The following is a 26982-nucleotide window of genomic DNA, read 5'->3' as shown; positions in this document are numbered from 1 at the left end:
CTGTGTCGGGCGTGTAAGGTCTTGAGTCTGACGTTGCTGCGGAAGTGCCTTCAAGGGGGCATCTCGAGGCAAACATCAGCAGATACTCGCTTGACCCATAATCCCGCGATGGTATCGCTTTCTTCCGCAAACATAGCTAACTAAGTGAACCTTGTTGGAGACGCCGTTATGACAACCGCCTATATCGTCGATGCCGTTCGTACTGCCGGAGGGCGCAGGGGTGGCCGCCTTGCCGGGGTCCACCCGGTCGATCTCGCGGCGAAATCGCTTGATGCCTTGATCGAGCGAACCGGAGTCGATCCGGCGGCGATCGACGATGTCGTGATGGGCTGTGTCAGCCAGGCCGGTGAACAATCGATGCAGGTAGGGCGCAACGCGGTGCTCGCGTCAAAGCATCTGCCGCAATCCACCCCGGCCGTCACGATTGACCGGCAATGCGGTTCTTCGCAGCAGGCGATCCAGTTCGCGGCGCAGGCAGTCATGTCAGGCACGCAGGACGCCGTTATCGCCAGCGGCGTAGAGAGCATGAGCCGGGTCCCGATGGGTTCGACCGCAACGTTCCACATGAAAGAAGGCCTGGGAATGTATAAATCCCCCGGGTTGGAGGAGAAATACCCCGGCATCATGTGGTCCCAGTTCATGGGGGCGGAAATGATCGTGCAAAAGCATGGCTTCACCAAGGATGACCTCGACCGGTTCGCGCTCGAAAGTCACAGGAAAGCGATCGAGGCAACGAATGCCGGCGCCTTCAAGAACGAAATCGTCCCGGTCCGGATCGAGACGCCCGAGGGCGAGGAATGGCACACGGTCGACGAAGGCATCCGTTTCGATGCAACGCTGGAAAGCATCGCGTCGGTCAAGCTGTTGAGCGAGAAGGGCACGATCACCGCGGCCACCTCCAGCCAGATCTGCGACGGATCGAGCGGCGCACTGGTTGTTTCCGAACAGTTCCTGAAGGATCACGGGCTGACCCCGATGGCGCGAATCCACAACCTGACGGTCACCGCCGGTGATCCCGTGATCATGCTGGAAGAACCGCTGTTCGCGACCGACAAGGCGTTGCAGCGCGCAGGCATGAAGATTGACGACATCGACCTTTACGAAGTGAACGAAGCCTTCGCGCCGGTGCCGCTGGCGTGGCTCAAGCATACCGGAGCCGATCCGGAGAAGCTGAACGTCAATGGCGGCGCGATTGCGCTGGGTCACCCACTTGGTGCATCGGGCACCAAGCTGATGGCAACTCTGGTCCACGCGCTCAAGGCGCGGGGTAAGAAATATGGTCTACAGACGATGTGCGAAGGCGGCGGCGTTGCTAACGTCACCATCATCGAGTCGCTTTAACTCACAACCCCTATCAATTATCTGAATTAAAAGAGGAATATCCCATGGAAGTAGGCGCAAACACCCCAGCAGTCGTTACCGGCGGCGCATCGGGCCTTGGTGAAGCCACTGCACGCGCGCTGGCCGCAAAGGGCGCAAAGGTCGCGATTTTCGACCTTCAGGAAGAAAAGGGCAAAGCCGTGGCTGCTGATATCGGCGGCATCTTCTGTGAAGTGAACGTGACCGACGAAGCATCCGTTGATGCCGGTTTCGAGAAAGCCCGCGCCGCCCACGGTCAGGAGCGTATCCTGGTCAACTGCGCCGGCACCGGCAATGCGATCAAGACTGCAAAGCGTGACCGCAACACGGGCGAGATTTCCCACTTCCCACTCGACGCGTTCAACTGGATCATCCAGATCAACCTGGTCGGCACCTTCCGCTGTATCGCCAAGTCGGCTGCGGGAATGATGACGCTTGATCCGCTGAGCGAAGACGGTGATCGCGGTGCGATCGTGAACACTGCCTCGGTTGCGGGCGAAGATGGCCAGATCGGTCAGGCTGCCTATTCCGCGTCGAAGGGCGGCGTAATCGGCATGACATTGCCGATCGCACGCGACCTGATGAGCGAAGGCATCCGGGTCAACACGATCCTGCCGGGCATCTTCAACACCCCGCTGATGAACGCAGCCCCGCCGCAGGTGAAGGAAGCGCTGGCAGCTTCGGTTCCTTTCCCCAAGCGCCTTGGCAATGCGGAAGAATATGCGCATCTCGCAATGACAATGATCGAGAACGGCTATTTCAACGGCGAGGATGTCCGCCTCGACGGTGCCATCCGGATGGCACCGCGCTAAGGCCGGAATTCAAGGGGCTCCGCGAAAGCGGGGCCCTTTTTGTATCTGCATGAAGGATTGGAGAGAGAGATGAGCGACTATAGCCAGATATTGCTGGATAAAGACGGGCCGGTTGCAACGATCACATTGAACCGTCCGGAGAAAATGAACGCCTATACGCGGATCATGATGGATGAAATGATCCACGCGCTCGACGATACCGATGCAGATGACAACATTCGTGCCGTGATCTTTACCGGTGCCGGCGACCGCGCATTCTGTGCCGGTGCCGATCTTACACCGGATGACGGTGCTCGCCCGTTTTCAAGCGAAACCGAAGTATCGGATCTGTCGGATGAGATCGTTCGCGATGGCGGTGGGCGGATAACCTTGCGCATGTTCCAGTCGACAAAGCCGCTGATTTCGGCCTGCAACGGGGTTGCCGTGGGCGTGGGCGCGACGATGCAATTGCCGATGGATATCCGCCTGGCGTCGGACAATGCGCGGTATGGATTTGTTTTCGCCCGCCGCGGCATTGTGCCCGAGGCGTGCTCCAGCTGGTTCCTGCCGCGGCTGGTCGGACCGCAGCAAGCACTCGAATGGTGCATGACCGGCCGGATTTTCGATGCGCAGGAGGCCAAGGATGGCGGTCTGGTCCGGTCCATCCATGCGCAAGGCGAACTGATGGATGTCGCCCGCGGACTGGCGCTCGAAATCGCGGAGAACACCTCGGCAGTGTCGGTCGCGATGACCCGCGCGATGTTGTGGCGTTTACCGTCGGAAGACCACCCGATGAAAGCTCACCGGGTCGATAGCCGGTCGATCTACAAACTGTCGCGCGGCAAGGATGCGCTGGAAGGCGTGCAGAGTTTTCTGGAGAAGCGTCCGGCAGAATTTCCGGGCAAGGTTACGCAGGATATGCCGGAATTCTATCCATGGTGGGAAGAGCCGGGATACGAATAGGGCGCTTGCCAAGTGAAGCGGTTGCATTAGAAACCAGTTCATGAGCGATAATCAGTTCCGGCTAAACGAGTTCCTGCCTTACCAGCTGTCCGTGGCATCGAATGCCGTGAGCAACCGCATCGCACGGGCGTACAACGACGCATTCGGCCTCAAGGTGACCGAATGGCGCGTGATGGCGATGCTCGGGGATGCAGGCGCGCTTACGCAGCGCGAACTGACTGCCAAGACCTTGATGGACAAGGTTGCGGTAAACCGCGCGTGCAAGGTGCTGGAAGAACGCAAGCTGGCCGTTCGCGTGCCGAACAAGAAGGACGGGCGCTCGCACCATCTGGAACTGACCGATAGCGGCCGCGATATGCATGCGAAAATCGTGCCGATGGCGCGCGAGATAGAAGCCGGGTTGCTCGCCTCGATTGCGCAGGACGAACAGGAACTGTTTCGCAGCCTGCTTGACCGAATACGTCAAAAGGCAAGCTAGACTGGCAGCCGGATTTCCCCGGCCTGTCTGTACAGCGCGTCATCAAACAAGAGCGGCCCCGAAGCATGATCGCTTCGGGGCCGCCTTTGTTTTGCTGTCCGTTACGCGGCGCCCTAGCGCCCCGGTTTGGCAGCGAACGCGTCGCTGATCGAACAGGCCGCCGGGCCAAGAATAACAATGAACAGCACCGGCAGAATAAACAGGATCAGCGGAACGGTCATGATTGCTGGCAGACGGGCTGCCTTCTCTTCGGCGCGCATCATGCGTTCGTTACGGAATTCAGCTGACAGGACGCGCAGCGCCGATGCAAGCGGAGTACCGTAGCGTTCAGTCTGAACCATGGTCGTGACCACCCCTTGCACCGATTCCAGATCGACACGGTATGCAAGGTTGGCGAAGGCCATCTTGCGTTCGGTCAGGAACGACAGCTCGATTGCCGTCAGAGCAAATTCGTCACCCAGTTCAGGATATGCGCGGCCAAGTTCCTTCGCCACACGGTTAAATGCAGCATCGACGGTAAGACCCGCTTCGGCGCAGATAACCAGCAAATCGAGCGCGTCGGGCAAACCCTTGCGGATTTCGCCGGTACGCTTGCCAGCGATGTTCTTGAGGTAAATCTCAGGCCCCTTGTAGCCGATGAACAGGAGGAACGCGAAGGCGCCAAGCCGTTTGAAATCGCCCCAATCAGGGAAATAGTCGATCACGTAGATCATCAGGAAGCCGATACCGCCCAGCACGATCGGCAGGGCAAGCCGTGCACCGATCACCAGAACCGCCAGTTCCTTGTTACGGATACCGGCATGCGCCAGTTTTTGCTGGATGATTTCGATCTGGCTCTGCTGGAGGACTTTCATCCCCTGCAGAGTGTCTTTCATCTTCTCGGTTTTTTCGGTCTTGCGTACCAGGCTGGCGCGTTTCTTTGCGCTGCCGGTAATGATACCCGATTTCAGCTCGTCACGGCGTGCATTCAGCGCTTTTACGCGCTTGGCCATCGGGTCCTTCACGGTGACAGCCGCATAGACCGCGAGGATCACCGCGAATGCGGCAACACCGACCAGGATGGTCCCGACGAGGATGACATCGAAGCCGAGAAGGGTTGGGCCTGAACCTTGGTTCAACATTTTGTTCCGTCCTCGCCTTAGATCTCGAAGCTGACCATTTTGGCCATGATGAAGCCGCCGATCGACATCCAAACCAGTCCGCCAAGACCGGTCACGATCAGCCGGTCGTCTTCAAAGAAGCCGCCGATATAGCTGGGGTTGATCCACCAGATCATGCCGAACACGATGAAGGGCAGGGCACCAACGATGTACGCCGATGCTTTCGATTCCGAGCTCATCGCGCGAATCTTCAGCTTCATCTGTGAACGCTTGCGGAGCACGTCGGAAAGGTTCGACAATGTTTCCGCCAGGTTACCACCCGTCTCGCGCTGAATGGCGAGGGTGATGCAGAAGAAGTTGAATTCCGGAATGCCAAGGCGGTCCGCCGTTTCCTGGAGGGATTCCTCCATCGACCGGCCGATCTTGATACGCTCGACAATGCCCTTGAATTCCTCGCCAACCGGGCCGGGAAGTTCCTGAGCCACAACTGCTAGCGTTTCCGTCACAGGCAGACCTGAACGCAAGCCGCGGACAAGCAGTTCGATCGCATCGGGAAACTTCGCGTTGAAGTTGCCGGTACGTTTCTTGATGAAGAAATTGACGACCATATGCGGCAGTCCTGCGCCCACAAAGATACCGACGCCGAGCGACAGCAGAGCCGCACCCGAGCGAAGATAAATGATGAGCGCGATGGCCAGCGCAAGTCCAACCGATGCGTAGACATATTGGGAAAGGGACCAGTTCTTGCCTGTCCGGTCGAGCCGGATGGCGAGAGCATCGACCCGCGATGTCGAACCTGCGATTTTGTGCAGTTTCGGCTTGCGCGCCGCGATAGCCTTCTTGAGCTGGGACTCCACCTTGGCGTCCGTGCTTTCAGAGTGGCGATAGCGGAGCGCCTGCAAGCGGCGCTGGCTTTCCTTTGCGGCAGATGGACCTGCGATCAGGATATAGCCGATAACCAGCAGTCCCATGATCCCGGCGCCTACCAGCAGGAGCTGAAGTATGCCCATGCTCTTGACCTGCCTTTCCTAAATCTTCGCAAAATTGGTTGGTTCGGCCACGCCCTTGCGAGCGTGGCCGGCGGAGTGAATTATTCGGCCGGAACCGAAGACTTCTTTTCTTTTTTGGCGAGCAGCGACTTCAGATCGAAGCTGCCGAGCAGGGATTTTTTGGCCGGCTCGTCGCCTTCCATTTCTTCCTCGCTTGCACCCAGGATGCGGTCACCCAGCTGCTTGATCGCGGCCGTCGCCTTGCTCGACCGATTGGCTTCGATGAACGTCTGGCCAAGCTTGGCTGCGTTCGCGGAGGCTTTCTGGTCGTAAGGGATGGTAAAATCGATCTTGCGTTCGATCGACGCTTCGAAGTCAGCCTTGCTGATTTCAGCCGCGCCAGTCTGTACCTTGTTGGCGACGATCAGCGGAGTTGCATGCGCCGCGTTGGTTTTCAGCCAGCTGAGGATCCGGATCGTGTCACGCGCGGATGCCAGGGTCATTTCCGCCGCCAGCACCACAACGTTCACGTCGGCCAGCAAATGCGGGAAATTGATCAGCATGTTGCGCGGCAGATCGATCATGGTCATCTCGAATGCCTGACGGAACTCTTCTTCCAGTTGGATGAAGGCCGAACCATCGGTCATCAGAGGTGAATTGATCGGCGCCTCTGCCGACAGGATGGCGAGGTGATCGTTGGCACGGATCATGGCGCGTTCGATGAACAGGCCGTCGATGCGGCTGGGGTTATCGATCGCGTCGGTCAGGCCGCGTCCAGGTTCCAGATCCAGCGCCAAAGCGCCGGTCCCGAAGTGCACGTCGAGATCGAGCAGTGCCGTCGGCAGCTTGTGATCTTCACTGAAGAGCCACGAGAGCGAGGTCGCCAGCATGGAAGCACCGACACCGCCGCGGGTCCCGACAACAGCCGTGGATACGTGGCGCTTCGCAGCTTCCGGATCGCTTGCACGCGGAGCGGAGAACACTGCCTGAGCGTTGTTCAGCGAGTCGCGCAGCTGCCCGGCGGAAAGCGGTTTCAGCAGATAATCGTGAATGCCGCTGGCCAGCAGATCGCGGTACAGGCGAACATCGTTCACTTGGCCGATAGCGATCACGACCGTACCGGGTTCGCAAACCTCGGCGAGGGCGTTGATATCGTTCAGCGGATCGCCGCTTTCCGACAGGTCGACCATCAGGATGTTAGGGCTGGCCGCGACCGAGAGCGATTGCACTGCATTGCGCAGTCCGCCCTTGGCACATTTTTCCGGCTGCCAGCCGAGTTCGATCACTACCGGACGCAGGACGTCCAGCGCGGCATCGTCGCAGATGAAGGCGGCGAAGGGGTCACGGCTACCCGCAGCATTTGGTTTCCAAGGAGCGTTCATGACTTAGCCTCCGGTTCCATTTTCTTTCAGCCCGCCTTCACCGGTCGGTGCCTGTTCACGATAACTGCCAATCGCCTTCGAAGAGGTCGTGACAACGGTTTGCCCGGTCCCCTTCTGGCCAGTGACCAGATCTTCCGGATTGGCCACCATGGAGGCCAGATTGCCGTTGATGGCGCAGCCATATCCCGGGCTGGTCGCGTTGGCGTAGTTCATGTCGGATTTGGCCGACCAGTCGGGGCAGCCCGGAACAGACGCGGTGGAGCGGGTCAGTACGACACGGACATTGCCCGGATCGACATAGCCAGCCGTGACCGGCGCACCGTCGCTGATCAGGATGCCGTGGCGACCTGCCAGTTTGGAAATGGCTTCGCGGGTTGCGCCGCTGGCCATCGGATCATCGATGGCAACGCGGTCGCCATAGCGAAGGTCCATGGCTTCGAACCAGTCAGCGAGACGCTTCTGTTCGGAAATTGCCAGACCGCCCTGATTGGCACGAACATCGAATGTGTAATTGGTGCGTTCCACAACCGGCTGCTTAACGCTTTCCAGGCTGCGATTGGTCGGCATGCCGCCGCAAGCACCCAGGGCGAGCCCAAGCGAAAGGGCAAGCGCGCCTGCTAGTTTGCGATTGATTGCAATAGGCATCTTATTCACCTTTCTCACTTGAGGCTGAAGCCGGGTGCAGCCGCTTCGGCGGTGCGCTCGGACTTGCGTTTCTTGTCGGCTGCATCTGCGCGGCGACCGGATACCGGACCGCCATTAGGATTGATCGCAGCCGGGTCGATGGTCGACACTGCAGGCGGCGGGGCGTCCTTGTCCTGTGCAGTTGGCACCGGACGCAAGCCACCGTTCACACCGTCATTGTCCCGGTAACCGAGAAACGACTGGAGCTCGTTGGCGGCGCGGAAGCCGTCAGTCGGCAGCTTGATGTCGTTCGCGTCAACCGGGTTCACCAGATACGGGGTCACCACGATCACCAGCTCTGTCTCGCCGCGGCGGAAAGACCGCGAACGGAACAGGTTGCCGAGGATCGGAACGTCACCGACGCCCGGTGCCTTGTCGATCGTGTTCTGCGCGTTGTTGCTCATCAGGCCGGCAATCATGAAGCTCTGGCCGGAGCCGAGTTCCACGGTTGTTTCAGCGCGGCGAATGGTCAGCGCCGGGATCTGGAAGCCGTTAAGCGTCACGGCCCCCTGCGTCGACAGTTCGGAAACTTCCGGACGAACGCGGATCGAGATCCGGCCATTGGCAAGCACTGTCGGAGTGTAGGCGAGGCTGACACCGAATTTGCGATATTCTACCGCAGTCGTGCCGAGGCCCTGGCTGATCGGGATCGGGAATTCACCGCCGGCAAGGAAGTCGGCAGTTTCGCCCGAAAGTGCGGTCAGGTTGGGCTGCGACAGCGTGGTCACGAGGCCATTTTGTTCCGCAAGGTCGAGTGTTCCCGCCAGGTCAAGGCCGAACAGCTTGCCGAACGCCGCGATCGTCGAGCCGGTGGAGGTTGTCGAGACAACAGAAGTTCCATCTGCACCTTCGGTGACATTAACCCCGAGAGGTCCGCCAGGCGAGTATTGTGTAACCGCGGCGCGGCCATTCCCGATGCCGAACTGGAAACCATCGGTGAGATCACCCGTGGTCAGATTGGCGCCGATGGCACGAACCAGCGAGCGGCTGACTTCGGCAAACCGCACCTGCAGGTTGACCTGCAGCGGGGTTGCCATCTTCAAGCGGCTGATAACGTTCGATCCGTCGCCGACAAAGGCCTGCACTAGCTGTTCAGCTTCAGCGGCATCTTCAGGTGCTGCAACCGTCCCGGTCAGAAGAACCGTGTTGGTACCCATGGTCGAAACGTTGATTTTCGCTTCCGGCATGGCGAGGGTCAGCATCTGGTCCACGCTGTCGAGGTTGGACCCGACGCGGACGTTAGCCGACCAGATGATGTCACCGCGTGCATCGCTGGCGTAGACAGTGGTCTGGCCGCCGGCCTTACCGAACAGGTACAGCTGACGCTGCGACTTGATCTGGACATCGGCAACCGAATCGTTGGAGATGAAAACATCCGCCATGTTGCCCGGTACGGTCAGCAGTTCGCCGCGGCCGATCGACAGGACGACGTCATGCGATGGCTTGGTCACCGACTGCGCGTTCGCAGTGCCGACGGGAATGCCGATCAATGGTGCTGCGGCCAGACTGGCCATCAGCAGGGTTGCAGTTAGGCGACGTTTCATGGTCTTGCCCCTCGGTTTGATGCTGCCGGCAGTCATGCCGATCAGATCGGAAGAAGAATTACGGTTTGTCATGGTTCGCTTCACCTCAGGATCGTGCCGGCGACCGGGACAACTTCTGCGGCACTTTCGATGCCTTGCTGTTCCTGGGCGACCATTGCGCCGGTGCCGCGGGATACTGGCAGTTCAGTGGTTGTCTTGCCGCGGGTCACACGAACCGTCGGACCTTTTGGTGCAACCTTGCCAGTGCCGGACACACCCATCGCTGGCGGTGCCGAAGCAGGGCCTTTTGCGCCGCTGGGGGGCATCGTACGGCGCTGGAAGCGCGAGACATCGCCGCCGGTTACGAAGGTAGACTTCGCATCACTCGGGCGTGACATGGCGGCTGCGAGGATTTTCTCTTCCTCTTCCGGTGTAGCATCGTCCGGGACTTTGATGTCGCCTGACGCAATCGCTTTATCCAGTTCGCCTTGGTTGTCGGCGATCGAGCGCAGCGAAAGACTGAGTGTGCCGATTGTCTGAGCGACAGCGACCTTTTCAGCGATGCGCGGGGTCACTTCGAGTGTGACAGTACGGAAGGCGCGAACAACGGTGTTGCCGGCTTCGGTTTTTTCCTGCCGGGTCGACTGGTCGGTGGCGAGGACGCGAAGGTTACTAAGAATGGTTTCCGACGCTTTCAGAGCTTCGCCTTCACCCTTGACCGTCTGGGTCAGGACCAGGTCGACACGGTCGCCCGGGAATACAAAGCCGCCAACGCCGGTCTTGGCCGATACCGGTACGGTAACAGCGCGCATGCCCGGGCCAAGCGCCGCCGCGAGGAACCCGCGGTCGCCAGGTTTGACCAGCGAGCCTTGCGTTACCGGCTCACCAGCGGTGATCGGGTGACGGACGACTGTGCCCAGAAGCTGCGAGACATCCGATTCGCCATCGATAAAGTAGGCGTCCTGGACGAGCTCTTCCGGCCACATCTGATAGTTGATCGCATCAGCAGTAATGATTGTGCCTGTTGCGAGACCGCGCTGAGCGACAAGAACCTTTGGTCCTTTAGGCTCGGGTGCGGCCGCTTCCGCTTGCGGAGCTGGCGCTCCGGCAAACATGCTCCGTGCTGCAAGCGCAGTACCGATCGCGATGACCAATGCTCCGATCAGCAGAACCAGCTTCTTCCTATCCATGGCTATTCTAGCCCCCTATTCGGCCCGACGGGATTGCGGGCATTCGTTAAATTGTTGGTTACGCATCCAATGGTTAAAATCAGGTTCACCCCGCGCCGACTGCATGCGTGGCAGCCGGCAAATAATATGTTCCAAGGACCCAAAGTCCCGCGGCAGAAATCGCCACGCCGTACGGGATCGCCAGGCGGTCGCGCTGACGGCGCATGACGTGCCAGGCGCCCATGACAATGGTCAGCAACCCGCCAACCAGCGCCATGATGATCAGCAGCTTGAAAAACTGGCTCGGGACAATCCACAGCGCCAGCACGGTCAGCAGTTTGACGTCACCGCCGCCCATCATGCGAAGTGCAAACAGGCCGGCGAAAACGGCGAACGCGCCCAGCGCAAGACCGAACTGCAAGGCCACATCCGGCCACAGCGACAGCCCGCTGGACCACCAGAACAATGGCGCACCCAGGGCGATGCCTGCATTCAGCCAGTTATCGATCTGACGGCGGCGAATGTCTGTAAACGCCGCAACAATCAGTGCGATTGCCAACGCAACAAGCAAGCCGTAGTGGAAATATTCGCCCAGCATTTTTGCCCCCAAAGGTCCCTTTGAGGTTCTGCTGCTACAGATCATCACTTACCAAAAAGTAACCAAGCGCAGGAGGTTCGTATTAGCCAAGTACGGGAAGACGGTGTGAACCACGCTAAATTCGATCGCCGGGCCATACCGGCAGAGGCAACCGAATCCCGTTGGGTCGCCGGGGACGGGCACGAGATACGACGGATCGACTGGCCGGGAGCAGGCGCGAAACCGCGCGGTTCCATTTTGTTTTTTCCGGGCCGCGGCGATGCGTATGAAAAATATCTCGAAACACTGCACGGACTTCATGACGCCGGCTGGCGCGTAACCGGCGCCGATTGGCGCGGGCAGGCGGGATCGGGCCGTTTGGGCGATGATCCGGTCACCGGCCATATCGATGATTTCAACACCTGGGTGCAAGACCTTGGCGCGTTCTGGCAGGAATGGGTCGCCGAGACACCGGGGCCGCATGTCCTGATGGGGCATTCGATGGGCGGGCATCTGGTCTTGCGGGCATTGGCAGACGGGGCGGTAGCGCCCGATGCCATGGTGCTATCAGCACCGATGCTCGGCTTCTTTGGCAATTTCCTGCCGAACAGCTGGATGCACCGGCTGGCAAAACTGATCCTGCGCCTGCGCGGCGGGACAACGCCTGCGTGGAAATGGAGCGAGAAGCCGGGCGAAATTCCGGTTGGGCGAATCAACCTGCTCACCCATGATAAAGACCGTTATGAAGACGAGCTTTGGTGGCGGGAAGAACGCCCCGAACTGGTCATGGGACCAGGCAGCTGGGGCTGGGTCGAGCGGTCCTATGCCTCCATGCGGTCACTATTCGCGCCCGGAAGACTCGAAGCGATAAAGACGCCGATTCTGCTGGTCGGCACGTCAAACGACAAATTGGTCGACATCAGAGCCATCCGCGAGGCTGCCAGCCGTCTGCCCAACGCAGAATTGCTGGAATTTGGCAGAGAAGCACACCACGAGGTGTTGCGCGAAGTCGAGGCGGTGCGGGGCAAGGCACTGTCCGCGATCGATGAATTCCTCGAACGGAACGCGCCGGCGAAATAATCATGGAAGTGTATGATTTCGCGATTGTCGGTGCGGGCATGGCGGGCGCCAGCCTTGCGGCCGGGCTCGCCGGTCAGGCCAGCGTGCTGGTGCTGGAGGCTGAGGATCAACCCGGTTTTCATTCGACAGGCCGATCCGCAGCATTCTGGGAAGAATGTTACGGCGGTCCGGAGATCGTGCCGCTTACTCTGGCCTCGGGAGAATTCCTGCGAGACGGCGGCTTTTTGAACCGGCGCGGCGCTCTGTATGTCGGGCGCAAGCAGGACAAGCCCAGGCTGGACGCTTTTGAGGAGCGTTTCGGATCGACCGGCGCGACGTTCGAACGGCTTGACGCAGCGGGCCTGCGGGCAATGATACCCGGCATCCGGGATGATTGGTGCGATGCTATATGGGAACCGGCATGCGCCGATATCGATGTCGCCGGTCTCCACCAGCATTATCTGAAGGGATTGCGCAGCGGCGGGGCCGATCTCGTCACCAAAGCCGAATTGGATCAGGCTGAGTATGATGGCGGCGTATGGCAGCTGCAAACCTCTGACGGGCGGGAATACCGAGCCCGCACCCTGGTGAACGCAGCAGGCGCGTGGGCTGACCGGATTGCCGAAATTGCCGGGTGCAGACCGGTCGGCATTGGCCCGCTACGCCGGACGGTTGCTCAATTGCGCGTGTCCCCTGCGCCAGCGGCCACCAATCCGCTCGTGCTCGATATCTCCGGCAGATTCTATTTCAAGCCTGAGAGCGGGCGATTGTGGCTAAGCCCGCACGACGAGGAACCGTCGGAACCATGCGACGCGGCACCGGAAGAACTGGCCGTGGCCGAGGCAATCGACCGGCTGGAAAGTGTGGTCGATTGGAAAGTCGAAGCGGTGGAGCGAAAGTGGGCCGGGCTGCGCAGCTTCGCGCCTGACCGGCTGCCCGTTTACGGGCCAGATCCGCGCAAGCCTGCATTCTTCTGGTTTGCGGGGCAGGGCGGGTACGGAATCCAGACGGCACCCGCTGCGGCAGCGATAGCCACTGCAATGTTGCTGCAAACACCGCGAGAAGACTTTGCCCGGGGGATCGACGCGTCCATTTATAGCCCTGAGCGGTTTGGGTAGATTTTCCCGTATTTGCGGTTAGGGTAGCGCCGGATTCAACCAAGAGGAGATTGCCAAATGGCCCATCGTTTCGAAATTCGTAAAAACAAGAAAGGCGAATTCGTTTCGTACTTCGTCTACAACTCGGAATCGATCTGGTGGACAGAAGGCTATAGCTCCAAGGCAAGCGCCAAGAACGCGATTGAGTCGGTTTTGAAGAACGGTCCGAAGGCCGAAGTGGTCGATACCACCACCGATTAATCGAAAGAGATTTCGCGAAGGGCGCGGCCATCACCGGCTGCGCCCTTTTTCGTGCCTGAAAGCTATTTACGAATAACCGGCGATATCAGCCTGTTCGCTGGCCAATTGATCAACCCGTTCATTCTCAGGGTGGCCGTTGTGGCCCTTCACCCAGTGCCAGTTAACTTTGTGCGGGCGGGCTGCCTCGATCAGTTCGTGCCACAATTCAGCGTTGCGGACAGGTTTCTTGCTGGAATTGATCCAGCCGCGTTTTTGCCAGCCGGCAACCCATTTGGTCATTCCATCAAGCACGTATTTGCTATCGGAATACAGGTCGACCTCGCACGGTTCGATCAGCGCTTCCAGCCCCTTGATCGCGGCGGTCAGTTCCATCCGGTTGTTGGTCGTATCCGGGTCGCGCCCGGACAGTTCTTTTTCGTGTTTGCCCAACCGCAACAAGGCACCCCAGCCGCCGGGGCCGGGATTGCCCTTGCAGGCGCCGTCAGTGAAAATTTCTACGCGTTTCATCTGTTTGCTGTGCCCGCTTGCTGGACAAACGGAAAGGCATTTGCACCCGCTTCGTCGTAGAAACGAAGCCGGTTGGCGAAATCCATCGGGTCCTTGCGTGTGACCAGCGCCTCTGCCGGGGTGTTCAGCCAGTCATAGGCACGGGTCGCGATAAACCGCATGGCTGCACCCTGGCAGAGCAGGGGCATGGCAGCTTTTTCCTGATCGGTCAGCGCACGAACACTTTCATATCCTTCGATCAGCGCATCGCCGATGTCGCGATGAAATTCCCCGCCGCCACCGGAAAAACTCCATGCAACATGCGCGACCGCCAGATCGTAGGCAGACATATCGTTGCAGGCGAAATAGAAATCTATCAGGCCGCTCACCTGGTCCGCCAGCATCAGGACATTGTCCGGGAACAGGTCCGAATGAATGATCGAGGTTGGCAGGTGATCAGGCCAGTCACGCTCGATCTGACCCAGCTTGGCATCCACGAGTTCGGGCAAGGCCGGATCGATTTCGCCCAGAGCTGCGCCGTCGCATTGTTGCAAAAGGCCGCGCCACCCTGCCGGCCCCAGATCATTGACCCGGCTGTCGCTGAAATCGCTTGCCGCAAGATGAATTCCCGCCAGCGCGCACCCGACCGCCTTGGCCTGATCAACGCTGGGCCGGTCGATGGAAACACCGGGCAGATATTCGATCAGAGCGGCCGCTTTGCCTTCGATTTCGCGGTAAGCGGCGCCGCTTGCATCGTGAATGGTCCGCGGTACGGGGCAACCCTTGGCAGAAAGGTGATCGAGCAGGTCGAGGAAGAAAGGCAGATCATCGGTATTGGTGCGTTCTTCATAGACGGTCAGGATGAAGCGTTCGCTATCGCCGTCAGGCGCAGAGGTTTCGATGATCCAGTTGGAATTGGAAACGCCTTCCGCGATACCTTTGGCAGATACCAGCTTCCCCACACCGTAGTGCGAGACGAACGCATCGATATCGTCGGCGCTGAGGTGAGTATAGACAGCCACGGCGCCAAGTACCTTAGTCTGTCAGCTGGCGCGGCAGCTTGAAGACCATCTTTTCTTCTGCGGTGACCAGCGTGTGCTCTTCAACTTCGCGCCATTCGGACAGCTTGGCGACCACTTCGCGGACGAGTTCTTCCGGTGCGGAAGCGCCGGCAGTCAGGCCCAGTGTACCAACCCCTTCGAGCCATGCGGGGTCGATTTCCGATGCACGCCGGATCAGTTTGGCATCGGTGCCGCACTTCTGGGAAACCTCGACCAGCCTGAGCGAATTGGAGCTGTTTCCTGCCCCGATCACCAGCACCAGATCGCTGCCAGGCGCAATTTTCTTCACCGCTGCCTGCCGGTTGGACGTGGCATAGCAGATGTCTTCCGCCTTCGGTCCGACGATGTGCGGAAATTTGGTCTGCAACGCTCGCACTATTTCATGCGTGTCATCGACCGAGAGCGTGGTTTGCGTCAGGAAAGCGAGCGGCTGGTCTGCCGCGAGGCTAAGAGCCTCAACATCTTCCACCGTCTCGACCAGGGTCATCGTGCCTTCCGGCACCTGTCCCATGGTGCCGATGACTTCGGGATGACCGCGGTGGCCGACGAACACGATATGGCGATTTGCCTCTATCTGGCGTTCCGCCTGGCGGTGAACCTTGCTGACCAGCGGGCAGGTCGCGTCGAGATAATCGAGGCCCCTGCGATCCGCCTCTGCCGGGACTGCCTTGGGAACGCCGTGGGCGCTGAATACGACCGGCGCCCCATCGGGCACCTGATCCAGTTCCTCGACGAAGATGGCGCCTTTTTGCCTCAGCCCGTCGACAACGAACTTGTTGTGCACGATTTCATGGCGGACATAGACGGGCGCGCCATAGCGTTCGAGCGCACGCTCGACGATTTCGATCGCCCGATCGACACCTGCGCAAAATCCGCGAGGGGCGGCGATCAGGATGGTCAGCGCGGGTTTGGTCGCGCTCGCTTTCGTGGATTGCAAGGGGGCGTTCATATGCAGGCCTCTAGCGCTTTGCGCGATGGCCCGCTAGGGCCGTGAAAATCATTGATGCCAAGCTGGGGCTGCATCCGCTGCCTAGCTAGGATCGTGGAACGAAATTGTGAAGGACTCTGCTGCATGAAACTCCATCGCCCATCGCTTATTCTCGCTATTTTGGCGGGTACGCTCGCTGGTTGTGCGAAAGAAGGCGATCTGGTCGTGAACCAGGGCGTGGGGATCACAGCAGTCCGCACGGCTTGCCCTGCGGTTGGTATTCCCGACTACACTGGCGATATCACGACCTTCCGTACGCCGGGCGCGACCACGGCCGACCAGATCGATGTGGTGGCGGCGATCACCAATCTGCGCAGCACGTGCAACGAAACGGGTGAGAAGGTGTATGCCGAAGCGAGCTTCGACGTGCTTGCGCGCCGCACCGACACACGCGGCCAGCGAACGGTAACTCTGCCTTACTTCACAACCGTCTTGCAGGGCGGATCTGCAGTTCAGGCGAAGCGCATCGGTTCGGTAACGCTCACATTCGCAGACGGGCAGGAACGCGCTCAGGCAACCGGCAAAGGCGGGGCATTTGTCGATCGTTCCGCAGCCACGCTGCCGGCCGATATCCGCGAAAAGATCACCCGCAAGCGCAAGGCGGGCGATCCCGATGCCGCGCTTGATCCGCTGGCCGATCCGGAAGTCCGCGCCGCCCTGACACGGGCAACGTTCGAACTTCTTGTCGGCTTCCAGCTGACCGAGGCTCAACTGGCGTTCAACGCGACCCGCTAAGCGCGACCCGCAAAGCGCCGACTAATTTCGCCAACACTACGCTTCTGCGGTGCGGAATGCTTGCGATTCTGGCCAGTTCGGCTAGTCGCGCGGCATGTCTGAAAACACATCAGTAGCAGCTCCGGAGCTGCACACATTGCACGCCGCCTTCGCCGAGAAGGTCGGTGCAGTTCTCGCCGCGCTTGAAGCCGAAGGCGCTCTCCCGCCGGAAACACCTCACTCGAACGTGACGGTGGAGCCGCCGCGCGATGCAAGCCACGGCGACCTTGCAACCAATGCTGCGATGGTTCTGGCCAAGCATGCGAAGACAAATCCGCGCGAGCTTGCCGGCAAAATTGTCGAGAAGCTCACCGCTGATCCCGACATTGTTTCCGCTGACATCGCTGGCCCCGGCTTCATCAATATGCGTCTGTCTGATCTTGCCTGGCAGCGCGAATTGCAGGCCATCGCCGCACTTGGCGCGACATATGGCCGGTCAGACCTGGGCGGCGGATCGACCGTGAACATCGAATATGTATCGGCCAATCCGACCGGCCCGATGCACATGGGCCACTGCCGCGGTGCGGTGGTTGGCGATGCGCTGGCATCGCTGCTTGAATATGCCGGGCACAATGTCGTTCGCGAATATTACATCAACGACGCGGGCGGTCAGGTGGACGTGCTCGCGCGGTCCGCGCACCTGCGTTACCGCGAGGCGCTGGGCGAAGACATCGGCGCTATTCCCGAGGGACTTTATCCGGGCGATTACCTGATTCCGGTGGGCCAATATCTGGCTCAGGAACTGGGTGACCGGTTCAAGGACGAGCCGGAAGAAGAATGGCTCGCGATTTTCCGCGCTGAAGCCGTCGAACAGATGATGGGGCTGATCAAGGCCGACCTCAAACTGCTCGGTATCGAGCATGACGAGTTTGCTTCGGAAGCCGCACTGCAAGCGGCGCACAAGCCGGAAGCAGCGGAAAAATGGCTGCGTGAGCATGATCTTGTGTTCGACGGCATTCTGGAAGCGCCGAAAGGCAAAACGCCTGACGATTGGGAACCGGTGGAATTGCCACTGTTCCGCTCGACCAAATTCGGTGACGACCAAGACCGGCCAATCAAGAAGTCCAATGGGAAATGGACCTATTTCGGGGCCGATCTCGCCTATCACATGCAAAAGGCGGAGAAGGCCGATGCACTGATCGATATCTGGGGTGCTGACCACGCTGGCACGGTCAAGCGGATCAAGGCCGCAGTGGCCGCGCTGGGCGAAGGGCAGGGTAAGACTATCCCGTTCGATGTTAAGCTGGTTCAGATGGTCCAGCTGCTGCGCGGCGGCGAACCGGTCAAAATGTCCAAGCGCTCAGGCACTTTTGTGACGCTGGCCGACGTGGTCAAGGAAGTCGGCAAGGACGTAGTCCGCTTCACGATGCTGACGCGCAAACCCGAAGCGCAGATGGAATTCGATTTTGCCAAGGTGGTCGAGGCATCCAAAGACAACCCTGTCTTCTATGTCCAATATGCCCATGCGCGGATCAGCTCGACCTTGCGCAAGGGTGCAGCTGAAGGATTCGAACCTTCTGCCGACGCGATCGAATTGCTCGGCGCAGAGGAGCTTGCCCTAGTAAAACAGGCGGCGCAATTCCCGCGTATCGTGGAAGCAGCAGCTCTGGCGCGCGAGCCGCACCGGATCGCATTCTTCCTGTATGACCTCGCCGCAGCGTTTCATTCCTACTGGAATCTGGGCAATGACCGCCCTGAAAAACGCTTCATCGTGGCACAGAATCCGGAATTGAGCGCTGCGAGACTTTTCCTGGCGTCGCAGATCGGGCAGGTTATCCGTAACGGGCTGGCCCTGCTTGGGGTCGAAGCCGTCGAGGAGATGTAACAATGATGGTCCATGAGGGGAACGACCGGGACGGCGAAGAGCCGTTCGAGGGTGAGGACTATGAGGCGGAAACCAGCGAAGATCTGGGTCTGGTCGAAGAAGACGAGCCGCTGCCGTGGCTCGAATCGGATTATGACGAAGAGGAAGAGGGATACGACACCGGTCGTCTGGTCGGTTTTGCCCTTCTCGGCCTGTTGGCGGTTGCCCTTCTCGTTGCGCTTATCTGGTGGTTTTCCAATCGCAGCACTGATCCCGATCTGGTTGAGCAGGGCGGCACGATCGAGGCGCCTGAGGGACCGATCAAGGAAAAACCGGATGATGCCGGTGGCAAGACATTCGAAGGGACCGGCAATGTTGCTCCCGGCGTAGGTGAAGGCAAGACGACCGAAGGCCGGATCGCAGCGGAAGAAACTCCGCGGCCAAGCATCGACGCTGCTGCATCGTCTTCGGAAGCTACGGCTGCGGCGAGCGGTGTCGCGGTGCAGGTGGGTGCTTTTTCAACCCGCGAAAGCGCGCTGGCCGGCTGGAACACGCTGCGCGGGCAGACCGAAGCGCTGCAAGGCGTCAAATACCGGATCGAAGAAGGTAAGGCCGACATCGGCACAGTCTTCCGTCTGCAAGCCATGGCCGGCGATGCGGCATCGGCGCGGGCGCTGTGTTCGGCGCTGAAATCGGATGGCGTGGCCTGCCAGGTCAAGCGCTGATTGGATGAGGACCGGGCGGCTCGTGCAGCCGCCCGTTTCCCAAGCGGCAAATTGTCCACATTGCTGGCGGTAAATACGCTTGCACAAGCTGCATGAGGCTGCGACTTTCAGTCCATGACACCCGCGATTTTCGGTCTGGCCGGAGCAACCCTGACTGCTGATGAGCGGTCCTTTTTCCGCGAGGCTGACCCGGCGGGTTACATCCTGTTTGGCCGCAATTGCGAAAATCCAGAGCAACTGCGTGCGCTGACTGACTCGCTGCGTGATCTTCACGGGCGCGACAGGCTGCTGGTTTCCATCGATCAGGAGGGCGGCCGGGTGGCGAGACTTCGCCCGCCGCTCTGGTCGCCGTTTCCCGCTGGCGAAGTCTTCGACAAACTTTACCAGATTGCTCCAGCCAGCGCGATCGAGGCTGCGCGCGTGAACGCCTGGGCCATGGGGTTGGAACTGGCTGAAATGGGCATCACGGTGGATTATCATCCGCCTCTCGATGTTCGTCAGGAAGGGGCGCACGACGTGATCGGCGACCGTGCCTTGGGTGCTGAGCCGGTGCAGGTTGCCGCGCTTGGGCGCGCCATTTTGGATGGTTTCGCAAAGGCGGGGATTGCCGGATGCATCAAGCACATGCCTGGGCATGGCCGCACGACAACCGATACGCACAAGGAAATGCCCACCGTAACCGCTTCGGATGCCGAACTGGAGTGGGACATCGCCCCCTTCAGGACTTTGGCCGACGCCCCCATCGGAATGACCGGGCATCTGCTGTTCACCGCTTGGGATGAAGACCAGCCGGCAACTCTGTCCCCCTATATAATCGAAACGATTATTCGCGGACGGATCGGTTTCGACGGCCTGCTGCTGACCGATGACATCGACATGGAAGCCCTATCGGGTTCAGTCGCCGACCGTTCGGAAAGGGCCATCGCCGCAGGCTGCGATGTCGTGCTCAATTGCTGGGCCAAGATGGATGAGATGCAGCAGATCGCTGGGCGCGTTCCCGCGATGACTGAAAAGGCCCTGGCCCGGCTGGAACGTGCATTGGCACTCACGCGGCTAAGCGGTTCGGAAGGGGACAAACGCGAATTGCTCGCCAAGCGTGACAGCTTGCTGGCGATAGCGGAGAACGCCGCATGAGCGAGAACGGCCTGATGTTCACGGCGGATGATCAGGCCGGCGATTCGGACTGGATTGCCCCTGCCACCAAGGAAGGGGAGGACACCTCTCTCTATCTTGAACTGGATGGATGGGAGGGGCCACTCGATCTGTTGCTCGACCTTGCGCGCAGACAGAAAGTCGACCTTCGGGCAATCTCGATCCTCGCGCTGGTTGACCAGTATCTCGACTATATCGACCGTGCAGAGGCGCTCAAACTGGAGCTGGCGGCCGATTACCTGGTGATGGCCGCATGGCTGGCCTATCTCAAATCCTCGATGCTGCTTCCCAAGGAAGAGCAGGAAGACCCAAGCCCCGAAGAACTTGCGCTGAAGTTGCAGCTTCGCCTGCAACGCTTGGGTGCAATGCGCGAATCCGCTGCACGCCTGATGGCCCGGGACCGGATCGGGCGGGATGTCTTCCTTCGCGGGGCACCCGAAGGCTTGCGGATTGATCGCAAGACCCAGTGGCAGTGCGATATGTACATGCTCATCCAGGGCTATGGGCAGGTGAAGGCCCGCACGGCCCCAGCGGTTCATATGGTCCGCGAACGGCCCGTGATGACGCTTGAAAGTGCGCTGGACCGGGTGTCCAGCATGCTTGGCGTTACGCTGGACTGGATGACGCTGGAGGAATTCCTTCCGCCCCATGCAGAGCCGCGGCTGCGCAAATCGGCGCTGGCATCCAGTTTTGTCGCCGCGCTGGAACTCGCCCGGATGGGCAAAGCGGAAATCTCGCAAGACGAGATTTTCGGTGAGATGCGGCTTCGGCGGATCAGGGGGCAGGGCGCACAATGAGCGGAACCAAACCCGATGATTTGCAGCGCGCGGTCGAAGCGACGCTGTTTGCCGCAGAAGAGCCGATGACGCTGGAAGCTCTCGCCGGGCATCTTGGAGATGCCGATCTGCCCGCAGTGCGTGAGGCGGTCCGGCAATTGGCGGACCATTACGAAGGCCGCGGTATCGAGCTGGTTGAACGAAGCAGGAAATGGCATTTCCAGACATCGCCGGACCTTGCACACTTGCTGAGGAGAGAGCGGGAGCAGGTGCGCCGCCTGTCCCGCGCTGCGACCGAAGTCCTTGCGATCGTCGCGTATCACGAGCCGGTCAGCCGGGCCGAGATCGAATCGATTCGCGGCGTGCAAACGGCCAAGGGCACCGTAGATGTCCTGATGGAAGCCGGCTGGATCAAGATTGCCGGCCGGCGGGAAGTGCCGGGACGTCCGGTGATTTATGCAACCACGGCTGAATTCCTGCAGCACTTCGGCTTGCAGACCCGCAAAGACTTGCCGGGGCTGGACGAACTGCGTGCCGCCGGTCTGCTCGATCCCGTCGACGAGGCCTATGATGCATTGATCGAAACAGATGAGCCGCAGGGCGTTGCGGATGCGCCGGAAACCGAAGCCGACATGCCCCGGACTGATCAGTCTGCCATCGAAGATGATGGCAAAGAGCCGGGCGAGTAATCCCGGTTATCGCTTCCCGCGACTGCAATCGCTGGCGTTGGGCTGAGTTAATCCCTATATTGACCGGGTAACTGCGAAACACCAATACGGACAATTCATCATGTCGCTCGGCCCCTGGCAACTTATCATTATCGCGCTCGTCATCCTGGTCCTTTTCGGGCGCGGGCGCATTTCTGAGATGATGGGTGATTTCGGCAAAGGCATCAAAAGCTTCAAGCAAGGCATGAACGAAGACGAATCGGCACAGGCCAAGCCTACCGGTTCGATCGAAGGGCCTGCTGTCGACGCCTCGCCAGAGAAGCAGCCCGGCAAGACCGCAGACCGCACAGATTAATCCGGAAAAGCCGCCAATCGAATGTTCGACATCGGCGCTCTTGAACTCCTGCTCATAGTCGTCGTCGCGATTATCGTGATCGGCCCCAAGGATATGCCCGCGGCCTTGCGTGTGGCAGGCCGGTGGGTCGGCAAGATCCGGCGGGTTTCCGCGCAATTCCGCAGTGGCTTCGACGCGATGGTGCGCGAAGCCGAGATGGAGGACATGGAGCGCAAGTGGAAAGAGCAGAACGAGCGGATTATGGCCGAAACTCCGCAGGGCGAGATGAGGCCGCTACCGAGCGCCGAGAATGGCGGGTCGGAAATGCAGACTCACGCTGAGTCTGCAGCATCCGCCACGGCAGAGAGCCGGGCGGAGAGCGCAGACGTTGAAGCAGCCGCGCAGGTAGAGGCGGATACAGAAACCGAGCAGCGCTCGCTTCCCCTCAATACCCCTGCGCCAAAGGATTGATCGGTCGTGGCGCTCGGAATGAAAGATATTGACGACACACAGGCTCCGCTGCTCGATCATCTGATTGAACTGCGCGGACGGCTCGTGCGCTGCGTTCTCGCACTCGTGGTCGCTTTCTGCATATGTCTGTACTTTGCAGATCCGATCCTCGGTTTCCTTGTCCAGCCGCTCAAGGGCGCATTTCCCGACGGCGAAGGGCAATTGATCTTCACCAAGCTTTACGAGGTTTTCTTCGTCGAGTTGAAGGTGGCGATTTTTGCCGGCTTCTGCCTCAGCTTTCCGATCATCGCGAACCAGCTATGGGCGTTCGTCGCACCGGGCCTTTATGCGAAAGAAAAGAAGGCCTTTCTGCCGTTTATCATTGCGACGCCGATCCTTTTTACCTCTGGCGCGGCGCTGGCATACTACGTTGTGATGCCGACCGCATTCAGCTGGTTTCTGGGATTTCAGGGGCAGACTGGCGGACTCGAAATCGAGGCACTGCCAAGCGCAAACGAGTATCTTGGCCTGGTTATGCAATTCATTCTGGCATTCGGAATCAGCTTTCTGCTGCCAGTATTGCTGTTGCTACTGAACAGGGCAGGGATTGTAGACCGCAAGCAGCTTGCAGGTGCACGGCGCTACGTTGTTGTACTGGTTGTGGCGGTTGCGGCGATCGTGACCCCGCCGGACCCCGGTTCGCAGCTAATCCTGGCCGTACCGCTTCTATTGTTGTTCGAGGGGTCGCTGCTGATCATGCGGCTGACCGAACGAAGGCAGCGCAAGGCGGCCGAGGCATCCGAGGAAGCGGCTGCTACTGATTAGGGCTGCACTTGGGTGCGAGTCTAACCAAGGCTCCAGTTCAATCAGCGTCTTGATGTGATCTCGTGCAGAGACGCGCCCCCGGACGTTCAGCCAGGATAGACTATTCAATTTCGGTGTAACGCTTGCCGTAGTAGCAGGACCTTTCGGGCTCGTTTCACGTGCTCAGGCACTTCGACCATGGCGAGCGGCCAGCTAGCGTTCCCAGACCCCGCCGTCATTTCCGATCACGCCGACGCAAGGCACAAAAAAACGGGGCCCGAAGACCCCGCTCAATTTGTTCGACTGGTGCCGAGCCTTATGGGCTAGCAGGTGCGTCGTCGTCTTCGTTGCCACCAGCAATAACGATACCAGCGATAATTGCAGCAGCTGCAAGAATTGCGAGAATGATGCCGGCGCCGCCGGAGTCACCGCCGAGCTGGCTTTCATCAGCAGCCGGAGCAGCAACACGGTCAGCATTTGCACTTTGTGCCATTGCAGGCGAGGCTGCCATCGATACGGCCGCGGTAGCGGCAAGCAGGTTACGGAACTTCATTCAATCGTCTCCTTAGAGCTCTCTATTCGTTTAATCTCATCGACCACCTACGGTAGTCTGCGAAGTGAGGCAAGTCCTAATTCAGTCTCGCTTTTCGCGATATGTTACCGAATTGTAACACTTATCCTAGTTAATTACCGCGTCCGGTTCAGCTGCTAAACGGCTCAAAAACAAGCTGGTTCCGAACAAAATTCAATCTTTCGAGCGCCGGATACCTCACTTGGGTGGTTAAGGTTTCAAAATGGTTAAGCCCAAGCAATATCTTGGAAATTTCGGCGAACCGTTGCCAATTCAGGATGATACGACGCAATAAAGGGGCTATTGGTCGGCCGAATAAACCCGCATTCCGCCAACCCAGGTCTGGAGTACCTTTGTTTCGCGAATCTCTGACGGCGATGCCAACAACAGATCGCGGTCAATGAATACGAAATCAGCGCGTTCGCCCGGAGCCAGCCGGCCGAATTTGCCTTCCGCGAATCCGGCATAAGCGCCCCATGAGGTAAATCCGGCCAGTGCCTCTTCCCGATTCACGACCTCTTCAGGGCGCCAGCCGCCGAATGGCTTGCCGTCCGGCCCGGTTCTCGAGATTGCCGCGGCCAGTCCGGCAAACGGGTCGGGCGATTCGACGGGAGCGTCAGATCCGAAAACCAGCCCGGCATCGTTTCCAAGCATACTGCGCCAGGCATAAGCCCCTTCGAGGCGAGGAGGGTCAAGCCGCGCCTCTGCCATTGTCCGGTCGGATGTCTGGTGCACTGGCTGCATCGAAGCGATGGTCCCATGCTTTCCGAATTTGGCGAGCTCGGCGGCATCCACGATTTGTGCATGTTCGATGCGCCAACGGCGGTCGCCTTCATAGGTGAACGAAAGTTCTTCGATCGCATTCAGCACTTCGCTGTTAGCCGCATCGCCGATCGCGTGGATCGCAAGCTGGAACCGGTCGAGCGCGGCACGGCTCATGAGATTTCTCAGCTGGTCGGGGGTTTGCAGCGGGAGTCCGGTATTGCCCGGATCATCGGCATAATCCTTTTTCAGCCACGCCCCGCGTGATCCCAGAGCACCATCGAGATACAGTTTCACCCCGTTCAGCCGAAGCTTGTCCTCATATAGCCAGGGAGAGGGGCCAGGGCCGCCAATCAGCTCCATCGCACCGACACCGGCGGCGTAGGACATGATGCGCATCCGCAGCCACCCGTTATCGCCGGCCCGGCGAAATGATTGCCAATCCTCTATCGTTGTGCCCATGTCGGCTGCGGCGGTGATGCCGTAGGAAAGGAGGATTTCCTGCGCCTTGGATAGCGCGAGATCACGGTCTTCCGGGCGCGGGGTGGGCACAGCCTTTTGCACCAGTGCGGCGGCGTTATCTACGAAAATTCCGGTCGGCTGTCGGCTGCCAGAAGCGCGCACGATGTTACCGCCAGAGGGCGCCTTGGTCGCAGCGCTGACACCGGCAAGATCCATCGCCATGGTATTCGCCCAGCCAGCATGACCGTCCACCCGCTCGAGCCATACTGGCCGATCTGCGACGACCGCATCCAGTTCGGCTGCTGTGGGGAAGCGGCCGAGGCCCCATTTTTCCTGATTCCAGCCGCGTCCGATGATCCATCGAACCTGGGGATTCTCCGCCGCGTAATTGGCAATCACTTCCTGGGCTTCCGCCAGCGAATTGGTGCCGGACAGGTCGAGCGTGAGTGCACCGAAGCCGAGACCCATGACGTGCAGGTGAGAGTCGATCAGTCCGGGGATCAGATATTTGCCTTGGCCGTCCAGCCGGTACTCTACGCCTTCCGGCATGGGATCGCCGCGCTTGAGAACCTGTTCGATCTTGCCATCGTCGCCGACCAGCAAGGCGGTGAACCGTTCTGCCTTGCCGTCCTCGTTGATGCGGATGCCCTGCACATTGTCGATCAGCTGATCTGCGTGCGCCGGCACTGAAACAAAGGCGGCGGCGGTGCACATCGCGGCGACCAACGCTTTGAACGAGCGGGACTTTGTCATTGAGGATTTCCTTCCGGTAGGCGGCGTATCAGGGAGCTTGTATCCTGACGGCCCCCGCCCATTTCCTGAATTTCCTGATAGAAACTGTCGACCAACGCCGTCACCGGGCTGTCGAGACCAAGCCTTTTCGCTTCATCCAGCGCATAGGCGAGGTCCTTGCGCATCCAGTCGACTGCAAAGCCGAAGTCGAATTCCCCGGCGACCATGGTTTGCCAGCGGTTTTCCATTTGCCAGCTTTGCGCTGCGCCGCCCGATATCGCCTCCAGCACCTTGTCGGAATCTATACCGGATGCCTGAACCAGTCGAATTGCTTCGCTCAGCCCGCCAAGGACCCCGGCGATGCACATCTGATTGGCCATTTTGGTTGTCTGGCCCGCGCCAGCAGGGCCGACGTGAACGATCCGGCGGCCATATGCCTGCATCACAGGTTCGGCGCGCTCGAATGCGCCGCTGTCTCCGCCGCACATGATCGCAAGAGCGCCGTTCTCAGCGCCGGCTTGCCCGCCGGAAACAGGGGCGTCGATCGCAGCAACCTGTTGCTCGGCGCATTTTTCGTCGATCCAGCGGGCCATTTTCGCTGAAACCGTGGTATGATCAATCAGCAGGCTGCCCTGCGGCATCGATTGCAGTGCCCCGTCGTCGCCAAGCAGAACCTCTGCCAAATCGCTGTCATTGCCAACACAGCTGATGACAATGTCGGCATTTTCGGCGGCTGCCGCCGGGGTGGGCGCGCTATCACAGTCGAGCCCCTGTTCACGCTGCTGCGCTAGCCATTCGTGCGCGCGTGAGCCGGTTCGGTTGAACGCTATGACGCGGTGCCCGGCTTTTGCGAGGTGGCCCGCCATCGGTCCGCCCATCACGCCAAGCCCGATAAAGGCGATATCGTATCTGTCAGTCATGTGCTGTGGTTAAGCGAGATGGCTGTCAAAGCAAATGCATATCCGCCCAAAGCCAATCATGTGTTCCCCAATTATCGGTTT

General features: G+C 59.7%; 29 protein-coding genes. 16 read left to right on the top strand and 13 right to left on the bottom strand.

What is annotated here, in order from left to right:
- The first annotated feature begins 168 nt into the window (after positions 1-168).
- From GRI43_RS07620 to GRI43_RS07605, 4 genes are all read left to right on the top strand, one after another.
- Positions 169-1341, top strand: coding sequence for an acetyl-CoA C-acetyltransferase (locus tag GRI43_RS07620; protein WP_160730401.1), 1173 nt, complete (start codon positions 169-171; stop codon positions 1339-1341).
- 44 nt (positions 1342-1385) lie between these two features.
- Complete coding sequence (locus GRI43_RS07615) at positions 1386-2171, top strand: SDR family NAD(P)-dependent oxidoreductase (RefSeq protein WP_160730400.1); 786 nt, start codon at positions 1386-1388, stop codon at positions 2169-2171.
- A gap of 69 nt (positions 2172-2240) precedes the next feature.
- Positions 2241-3113 carry a crotonase/enoyl-CoA hydratase family protein gene (locus GRI43_RS07610; RefSeq protein WP_160730399.1) on the top strand — a complete coding sequence of 291 codons (873 nt, stop codon included), beginning with the start codon at positions 2241-2243 and terminating at the stop codon, positions 3111-3113.
- Positions 3114-3153: 40 nt separating this feature from the next.
- On the top strand, positions 3154-3591 hold the full coding sequence (locus GRI43_RS07605) for a MarR family winged helix-turn-helix transcriptional regulator (RefSeq protein ID WP_160730398.1): 438 nt from the start codon (positions 3154-3156) through the stop codon (positions 3589-3591).
- A gap of 113 nt (positions 3592-3704) precedes the next feature.
- Here the strand turns inward: GRI43_RS07605 and GRI43_RS07600 are convergent, their stop codons facing one another.
- From GRI43_RS07600 to GRI43_RS07570, 7 genes are all read right to left on the bottom strand, one after another.
- Positions 3705-4712 carry a type II secretion system F family protein gene (locus GRI43_RS07600; RefSeq protein ID WP_160730397.1) on the bottom strand — a complete coding sequence of 336 codons (1008 nt, stop codon included), beginning with the start codon at positions 4710-4712 and terminating at the stop codon, positions 3705-3707.
- A gap of 17 nt (positions 4713-4729) precedes the next feature.
- A complete protein-coding gene (locus GRI43_RS07595; protein WP_160730396.1) occupies positions 4730-5701 on the bottom strand; it encodes a type II secretion system F family protein in 972 nt (323 codons plus the stop codon).
- Between the two features lie 80 nt (positions 5702-5781).
- Positions 5782-7062: a pilus assembly protein CpaE gene (locus GRI43_RS07590; protein WP_160730395.1), complete on the bottom strand. Its 1281-nt coding sequence runs from the start codon at positions 7060-7062 to the stop codon at positions 5782-5784.
- 3 nt (positions 7063-7065) lie between these two features.
- Complete coding sequence (locus tag GRI43_RS07585) at positions 7066-7707, bottom strand: CpaD family pilus assembly protein (protein ID WP_160730394.1); 642 nt, start codon at positions 7705-7707, stop codon at positions 7066-7068.
- A 14-nt stretch (positions 7708-7721) separates the two neighbouring features.
- Complete coding sequence (locus GRI43_RS07580) at positions 7722-9290, bottom strand: type II and III secretion system protein family protein (protein ID WP_160730700.1); 1569 nt, start codon at positions 9288-9290, stop codon at positions 7722-7724.
- Positions 9291-9370: 80 nt separating this feature from the next.
- Positions 9371-10459, bottom strand: coding sequence for a Flp pilus assembly protein CpaB (gene cpaB / locus GRI43_RS07575; protein ID WP_160730393.1), 1089 nt, complete (start codon positions 10457-10459; stop codon positions 9371-9373).
- An 85-nt stretch (positions 10460-10544) separates the two neighbouring features.
- Entirely contained in the window at positions 10545-11036 is a 492-nt protein-coding gene (locus GRI43_RS07570) for an A24 family peptidase (RefSeq protein WP_160730392.1), read from the bottom strand.
- Between the two features lie 105 nt (positions 11037-11141).
- Here GRI43_RS07570 and GRI43_RS07565 point away from each other — a divergent pair, with 105 nt between their 5' ends.
- Genes GRI43_RS07565 through GRI43_RS07555 form a run of 3 tightly spaced genes read left to right on the top strand, consistent with a single transcriptional unit; the run spans position 11142 to position 13432 of the window.
- On the top strand, positions 11142-12095 hold the full coding sequence (locus GRI43_RS07565; RefSeq protein ID WP_160730391.1) for an alpha/beta fold hydrolase: 954 nt from the start codon (positions 11142-11144) through the stop codon (positions 12093-12095).
- A 2-nt stretch (positions 12096-12097) separates the two neighbouring features.
- A complete protein-coding gene (locus GRI43_RS07560; protein ID WP_160730390.1) occupies positions 12098-13192 on the top strand; it encodes an NAD(P)/FAD-dependent oxidoreductase in 1095 nt (364 codons plus the stop codon).
- A 57-nt stretch (positions 13193-13249) separates the two neighbouring features.
- The gene (locus GRI43_RS07555; protein ID WP_160730389.1) at positions 13250-13432 is read left to right on the top strand and encodes a YegP family protein; all 183 of its coding nucleotides are present in this window, start codon (positions 13250-13252) and stop codon (positions 13430-13432) included.
- A gap of 66 nt (positions 13433-13498) precedes the next feature.
- On the opposite strand, the gene rnhA is transcribed toward GRI43_RS07555, so the two are convergent.
- Genes rnhA through ispH form a run of 3 tightly spaced genes read right to left on the bottom strand, consistent with a single transcriptional unit; the run spans position 13499 to position 15928 of the window.
- Positions 13499-13939, bottom strand: a complete 441-nt coding sequence (gene rnhA / locus GRI43_RS07550; RefSeq protein ID WP_160730388.1) for a ribonuclease HI — start codon at positions 13937-13939, stop codon at positions 13499-13501.
- A complete protein-coding gene (thrB, locus tag GRI43_RS07545; RefSeq protein WP_160730387.1) occupies positions 13936-14940 on the bottom strand; it encodes a homoserine kinase in 1005 nt (334 codons plus the stop codon). Before thrB ends, rnhA begins: the two co-directional genes overlap by 4 nt.
- 13 nt (positions 14941-14953) lie before the next feature.
- Positions 14954-15928, bottom strand: coding sequence for a 4-hydroxy-3-methylbut-2-enyl diphosphate reductase (ispH, locus tag GRI43_RS07540; RefSeq protein WP_160730386.1), 975 nt, complete (start codon positions 15926-15928; stop codon positions 14954-14956).
- Between the two features lie 123 nt (positions 15929-16051).
- On the opposite strand from ispH, the gene GRI43_RS07535 reads away from it, so the two are divergent.
- The 9 genes from GRI43_RS07535 to tatC all read left to right on the top strand — a co-directional run bounded on the left by GRI43_RS07535 (position 16052) and on the right by tatC (position 23475).
- Entirely contained in the window at positions 16052-16702 is a 651-nt protein-coding gene (locus tag GRI43_RS07535; protein ID WP_160730385.1) for a hypothetical protein, read from the top strand.
- 94 nt (positions 16703-16796) lie between these two features.
- Positions 16797-18566, top strand: a complete 1770-nt coding sequence (argS, locus tag GRI43_RS07530; protein ID WP_160730384.1) for an arginine--tRNA ligase — start codon at positions 16797-16799, stop codon at positions 18564-18566.
- 2 nt (positions 18567-18568) lie between these two features.
- The gene (locus GRI43_RS07525) at positions 18569-19270 is read left to right on the top strand and encodes an SPOR domain-containing protein (protein ID WP_235903634.1); all 702 of its coding nucleotides are present in this window, start codon (positions 18569-18571) and stop codon (positions 19268-19270) included.
- 114 nt (positions 19271-19384) lie between these two features.
- Positions 19385-20404: a beta-N-acetylhexosaminidase gene (gene nagZ / locus GRI43_RS07520; protein ID WP_160730383.1), complete on the top strand. Its 1020-nt coding sequence runs from the start codon at positions 19385-19387 to the stop codon at positions 20402-20404.
- The gene (locus tag GRI43_RS07515; protein ID WP_202391611.1) at positions 20401-21219 is read left to right on the top strand and encodes a segregation and condensation protein A; all 819 of its coding nucleotides are present in this window, start codon (positions 20401-20403) and stop codon (positions 21217-21219) included. The genes nagZ and GRI43_RS07515 overlap by 4 nt, the downstream gene beginning before the upstream one ends.
- Positions 21216-21887 carry an SMC-Scp complex subunit ScpB gene (scpB, locus tag GRI43_RS07510; protein WP_160730382.1) on the top strand — a complete coding sequence of 224 codons (672 nt, stop codon included), beginning with the start codon at positions 21216-21218 and terminating at the stop codon, positions 21885-21887. Before GRI43_RS07515 ends, scpB begins: the two co-directional genes overlap by 4 nt.
- Positions 21888-21987: 100 nt before the next feature.
- A complete protein-coding gene (tatA, locus tag GRI43_RS07505) occupies positions 21988-22221 on the top strand; it encodes a twin-arginine translocase TatA/TatE family subunit (RefSeq protein ID WP_160730381.1) in 234 nt (77 codons plus the stop codon).
- A gap of 21 nt (positions 22222-22242) precedes the next feature.
- Positions 22243-22671 (top strand): Sec-independent protein translocase protein TatB, encoded by a 429-nt coding sequence (gene tatB, locus GRI43_RS07500; RefSeq protein WP_160730380.1) that lies wholly within the window; start codon positions 22243-22245, stop codon positions 22669-22671.
- A gap of 18 nt (positions 22672-22689) precedes the next feature.
- Positions 22690-23475, top strand: a complete 786-nt coding sequence (gene tatC / locus GRI43_RS07495) for a twin-arginine translocase subunit TatC (RefSeq protein WP_160730379.1) — start codon at positions 22690-22692, stop codon at positions 23473-23475.
- 295 nt (positions 23476-23770) lie between these two features.
- On the opposite strand, the gene GRI43_RS07490 is transcribed toward tatC, so the two are convergent.
- The 3 genes from GRI43_RS07490 to GRI43_RS07480 all read right to left on the bottom strand — a co-directional run bounded on the left by GRI43_RS07490 (position 23771) and on the right by GRI43_RS07480 (position 26901).
- Complete coding sequence (locus GRI43_RS07490; RefSeq protein WP_160730378.1) at positions 23771-24007, bottom strand: hypothetical protein; 237 nt, start codon at positions 24005-24007, stop codon at positions 23771-23773.
- A gap of 318 nt (positions 24008-24325) precedes the next feature.
- Positions 24326-26002, bottom strand: coding sequence for an amidohydrolase (locus GRI43_RS07485; protein ID WP_202391610.1), 1677 nt, complete (start codon positions 26000-26002; stop codon positions 24326-24328).
- Positions 25999-26901 (bottom strand): NAD(P)-dependent oxidoreductase, encoded by a 903-nt coding sequence (locus tag GRI43_RS07480; protein ID WP_160730377.1) that lies wholly within the window; start codon positions 26899-26901, stop codon positions 25999-26001. Before GRI43_RS07480 ends, GRI43_RS07485 begins: the two co-directional genes overlap by 4 nt.
- Positions 26902-26982: the final 81 nt, after the last annotated feature.

The organism is Pontixanthobacter luteolus, assembly GCF_009828095.1.
Classification (GTDB): Bacteria; Pseudomonadota; Alphaproteobacteria; order Sphingomonadales; family Sphingomonadaceae; genus Pontixanthobacter; species Pontixanthobacter luteolus.
This window is presented reverse-complemented; position numbering and strand designations above follow the sequence as displayed.

Bases quoted from the DNA above. Each gene is read 5' to 3' on its own strand.
- GRI43_RS07570 (WP_160730392.1), bottom strand. From the start codon at position 11,036: ATGCTGGGCGAATATTTCCACTACGGCTTGCTTGTTGCGTTGGCAATC.
- tatB (WP_160730380.1), top strand. From the start codon at position 22,243: ATGTTCGACATCGGCGCTCTTGAACTCCTGCTCATAGTCGTCGTCGCG.
- GRI43_RS07485 (WP_202391610.1), bottom strand. From the start codon at position 26,002: ATGACAAAGTCCCGCTCGTTCAAAGCGTTGGTCGCCGCGATGTGCACC.
- ispH (WP_160730386.1), bottom strand. From the start codon at position 15,928: ATGAACGCCCCCTTGCAATCCACGAAAGCGAGCGCGACCAAACCCGCG.
- GRI43_RS07535 (WP_160730385.1), top strand. From the start codon at position 16,052: ATGAAACTCCATCGCCCATCGCTTATTCTCGCTATTTTGGCGGGTACG.
- GRI43_RS07480 (WP_160730377.1), bottom strand. From the start codon at position 26,901: ATGACTGACAGATACGATATCGCCTTTATCGGGCTTGGCGTGATGGGC.
- GRI43_RS07585 (WP_160730394.1), bottom strand. From the start codon at position 7,707: ATGCCTATTGCAATCAATCGCAAACTAGCAGGCGCGCTTGCCCTTTCG.
- scpB (WP_160730382.1), top strand. From the start codon at position 21,216: ATGAGCGGAACCAAACCCGATGATTTGCAGCGCGCGGTCGAAGCGACG.
- GRI43_RS07525 (WP_235903634.1), top strand. From the start codon at position 18,569: ATGATGGTCCATGAGGGGAACGACCGGGACGGCGAAGAGCCGTTCGAG.
- GRI43_RS07490 (WP_160730378.1), bottom strand. From the start codon at position 24,007: ATGAAGTTCCGTAACCTGCTTGCCGCTACCGCGGCCGTATCGATGGCA.
- tatA (WP_160730381.1), top strand. From the start codon at position 21,988: ATGTCGCTCGGCCCCTGGCAACTTATCATTATCGCGCTCGTCATCCTG.
- GRI43_RS07515 (WP_202391611.1), top strand. From the start codon at position 20,401: ATGAGCGAGAACGGCCTGATGTTCACGGCGGATGATCAGGCCGGCGAT.
- GRI43_RS07610 (WP_160730399.1), top strand. From the start codon at position 2,241: ATGAGCGACTATAGCCAGATATTGCTGGATAAAGACGGGCCGGTTGCA.
- cpaB (WP_160730393.1), bottom strand. From the start codon at position 10,459: ATGGATAGGAAGAAGCTGGTTCTGCTGATCGGAGCATTGGTCATCGCG.
- GRI43_RS07560 (WP_160730390.1), top strand. From the start codon at position 12,098: ATGGAAGTGTATGATTTCGCGATTGTCGGTGCGGGCATGGCGGGCGCC.
- GRI43_RS07600 (WP_160730397.1), bottom strand. From the start codon at position 4,712: ATGTTGAACCAAGGTTCAGGCCCAACCCTTCTCGGCTTCGATGTCATC.
- tatC (WP_160730379.1), top strand. From the start codon at position 22,690: ATGAAAGATATTGACGACACACAGGCTCCGCTGCTCGATCATCTGATT.
- GRI43_RS07605 (WP_160730398.1), top strand. From the start codon at position 3,154: ATGAGCGATAATCAGTTCCGGCTAAACGAGTTCCTGCCTTACCAGCTG.
- GRI43_RS07595 (WP_160730396.1), bottom strand. From the start codon at position 5,701: ATGGGCATACTTCAGCTCCTGCTGGTAGGCGCCGGGATCATGGGACTG.
- nagZ (WP_160730383.1), top strand. From the start codon at position 19,385: ATGACACCCGCGATTTTCGGTCTGGCCGGAGCAACCCTGACTGCTGAT.
- GRI43_RS07590 (WP_160730395.1), bottom strand. From the start codon at position 7,062: ATGAACGCTCCTTGGAAACCAAATGCTGCGGGTAGCCGTGACCCCTTC.
- GRI43_RS07620 (WP_160730401.1), top strand. From the start codon at position 169: ATGACAACCGCCTATATCGTCGATGCCGTTCGTACTGCCGGAGGGCGC.
- argS (WP_160730384.1), top strand. From the start codon at position 16,797: ATGTCTGAAAACACATCAGTAGCAGCTCCGGAGCTGCACACATTGCAC.
- GRI43_RS07615 (WP_160730400.1), top strand. From the start codon at position 1,386: ATGGAAGTAGGCGCAAACACCCCAGCAGTCGTTACCGGCGGCGCATCG.
- GRI43_RS07580 (WP_160730700.1), bottom strand. From the start codon at position 9,290: ATGAAACGTCGCCTAACTGCAACCCTGCTGATGGCCAGTCTGGCCGCA.
- rnhA (WP_160730388.1), bottom strand. From the start codon at position 13,939: ATGAAACGCGTAGAAATTTTCACTGACGGCGCCTGCAAGGGCAATCCC.
- GRI43_RS07555 (WP_160730389.1), top strand. From the start codon at position 13,250: ATGGCCCATCGTTTCGAAATTCGTAAAAACAAGAAAGGCGAATTCGTT.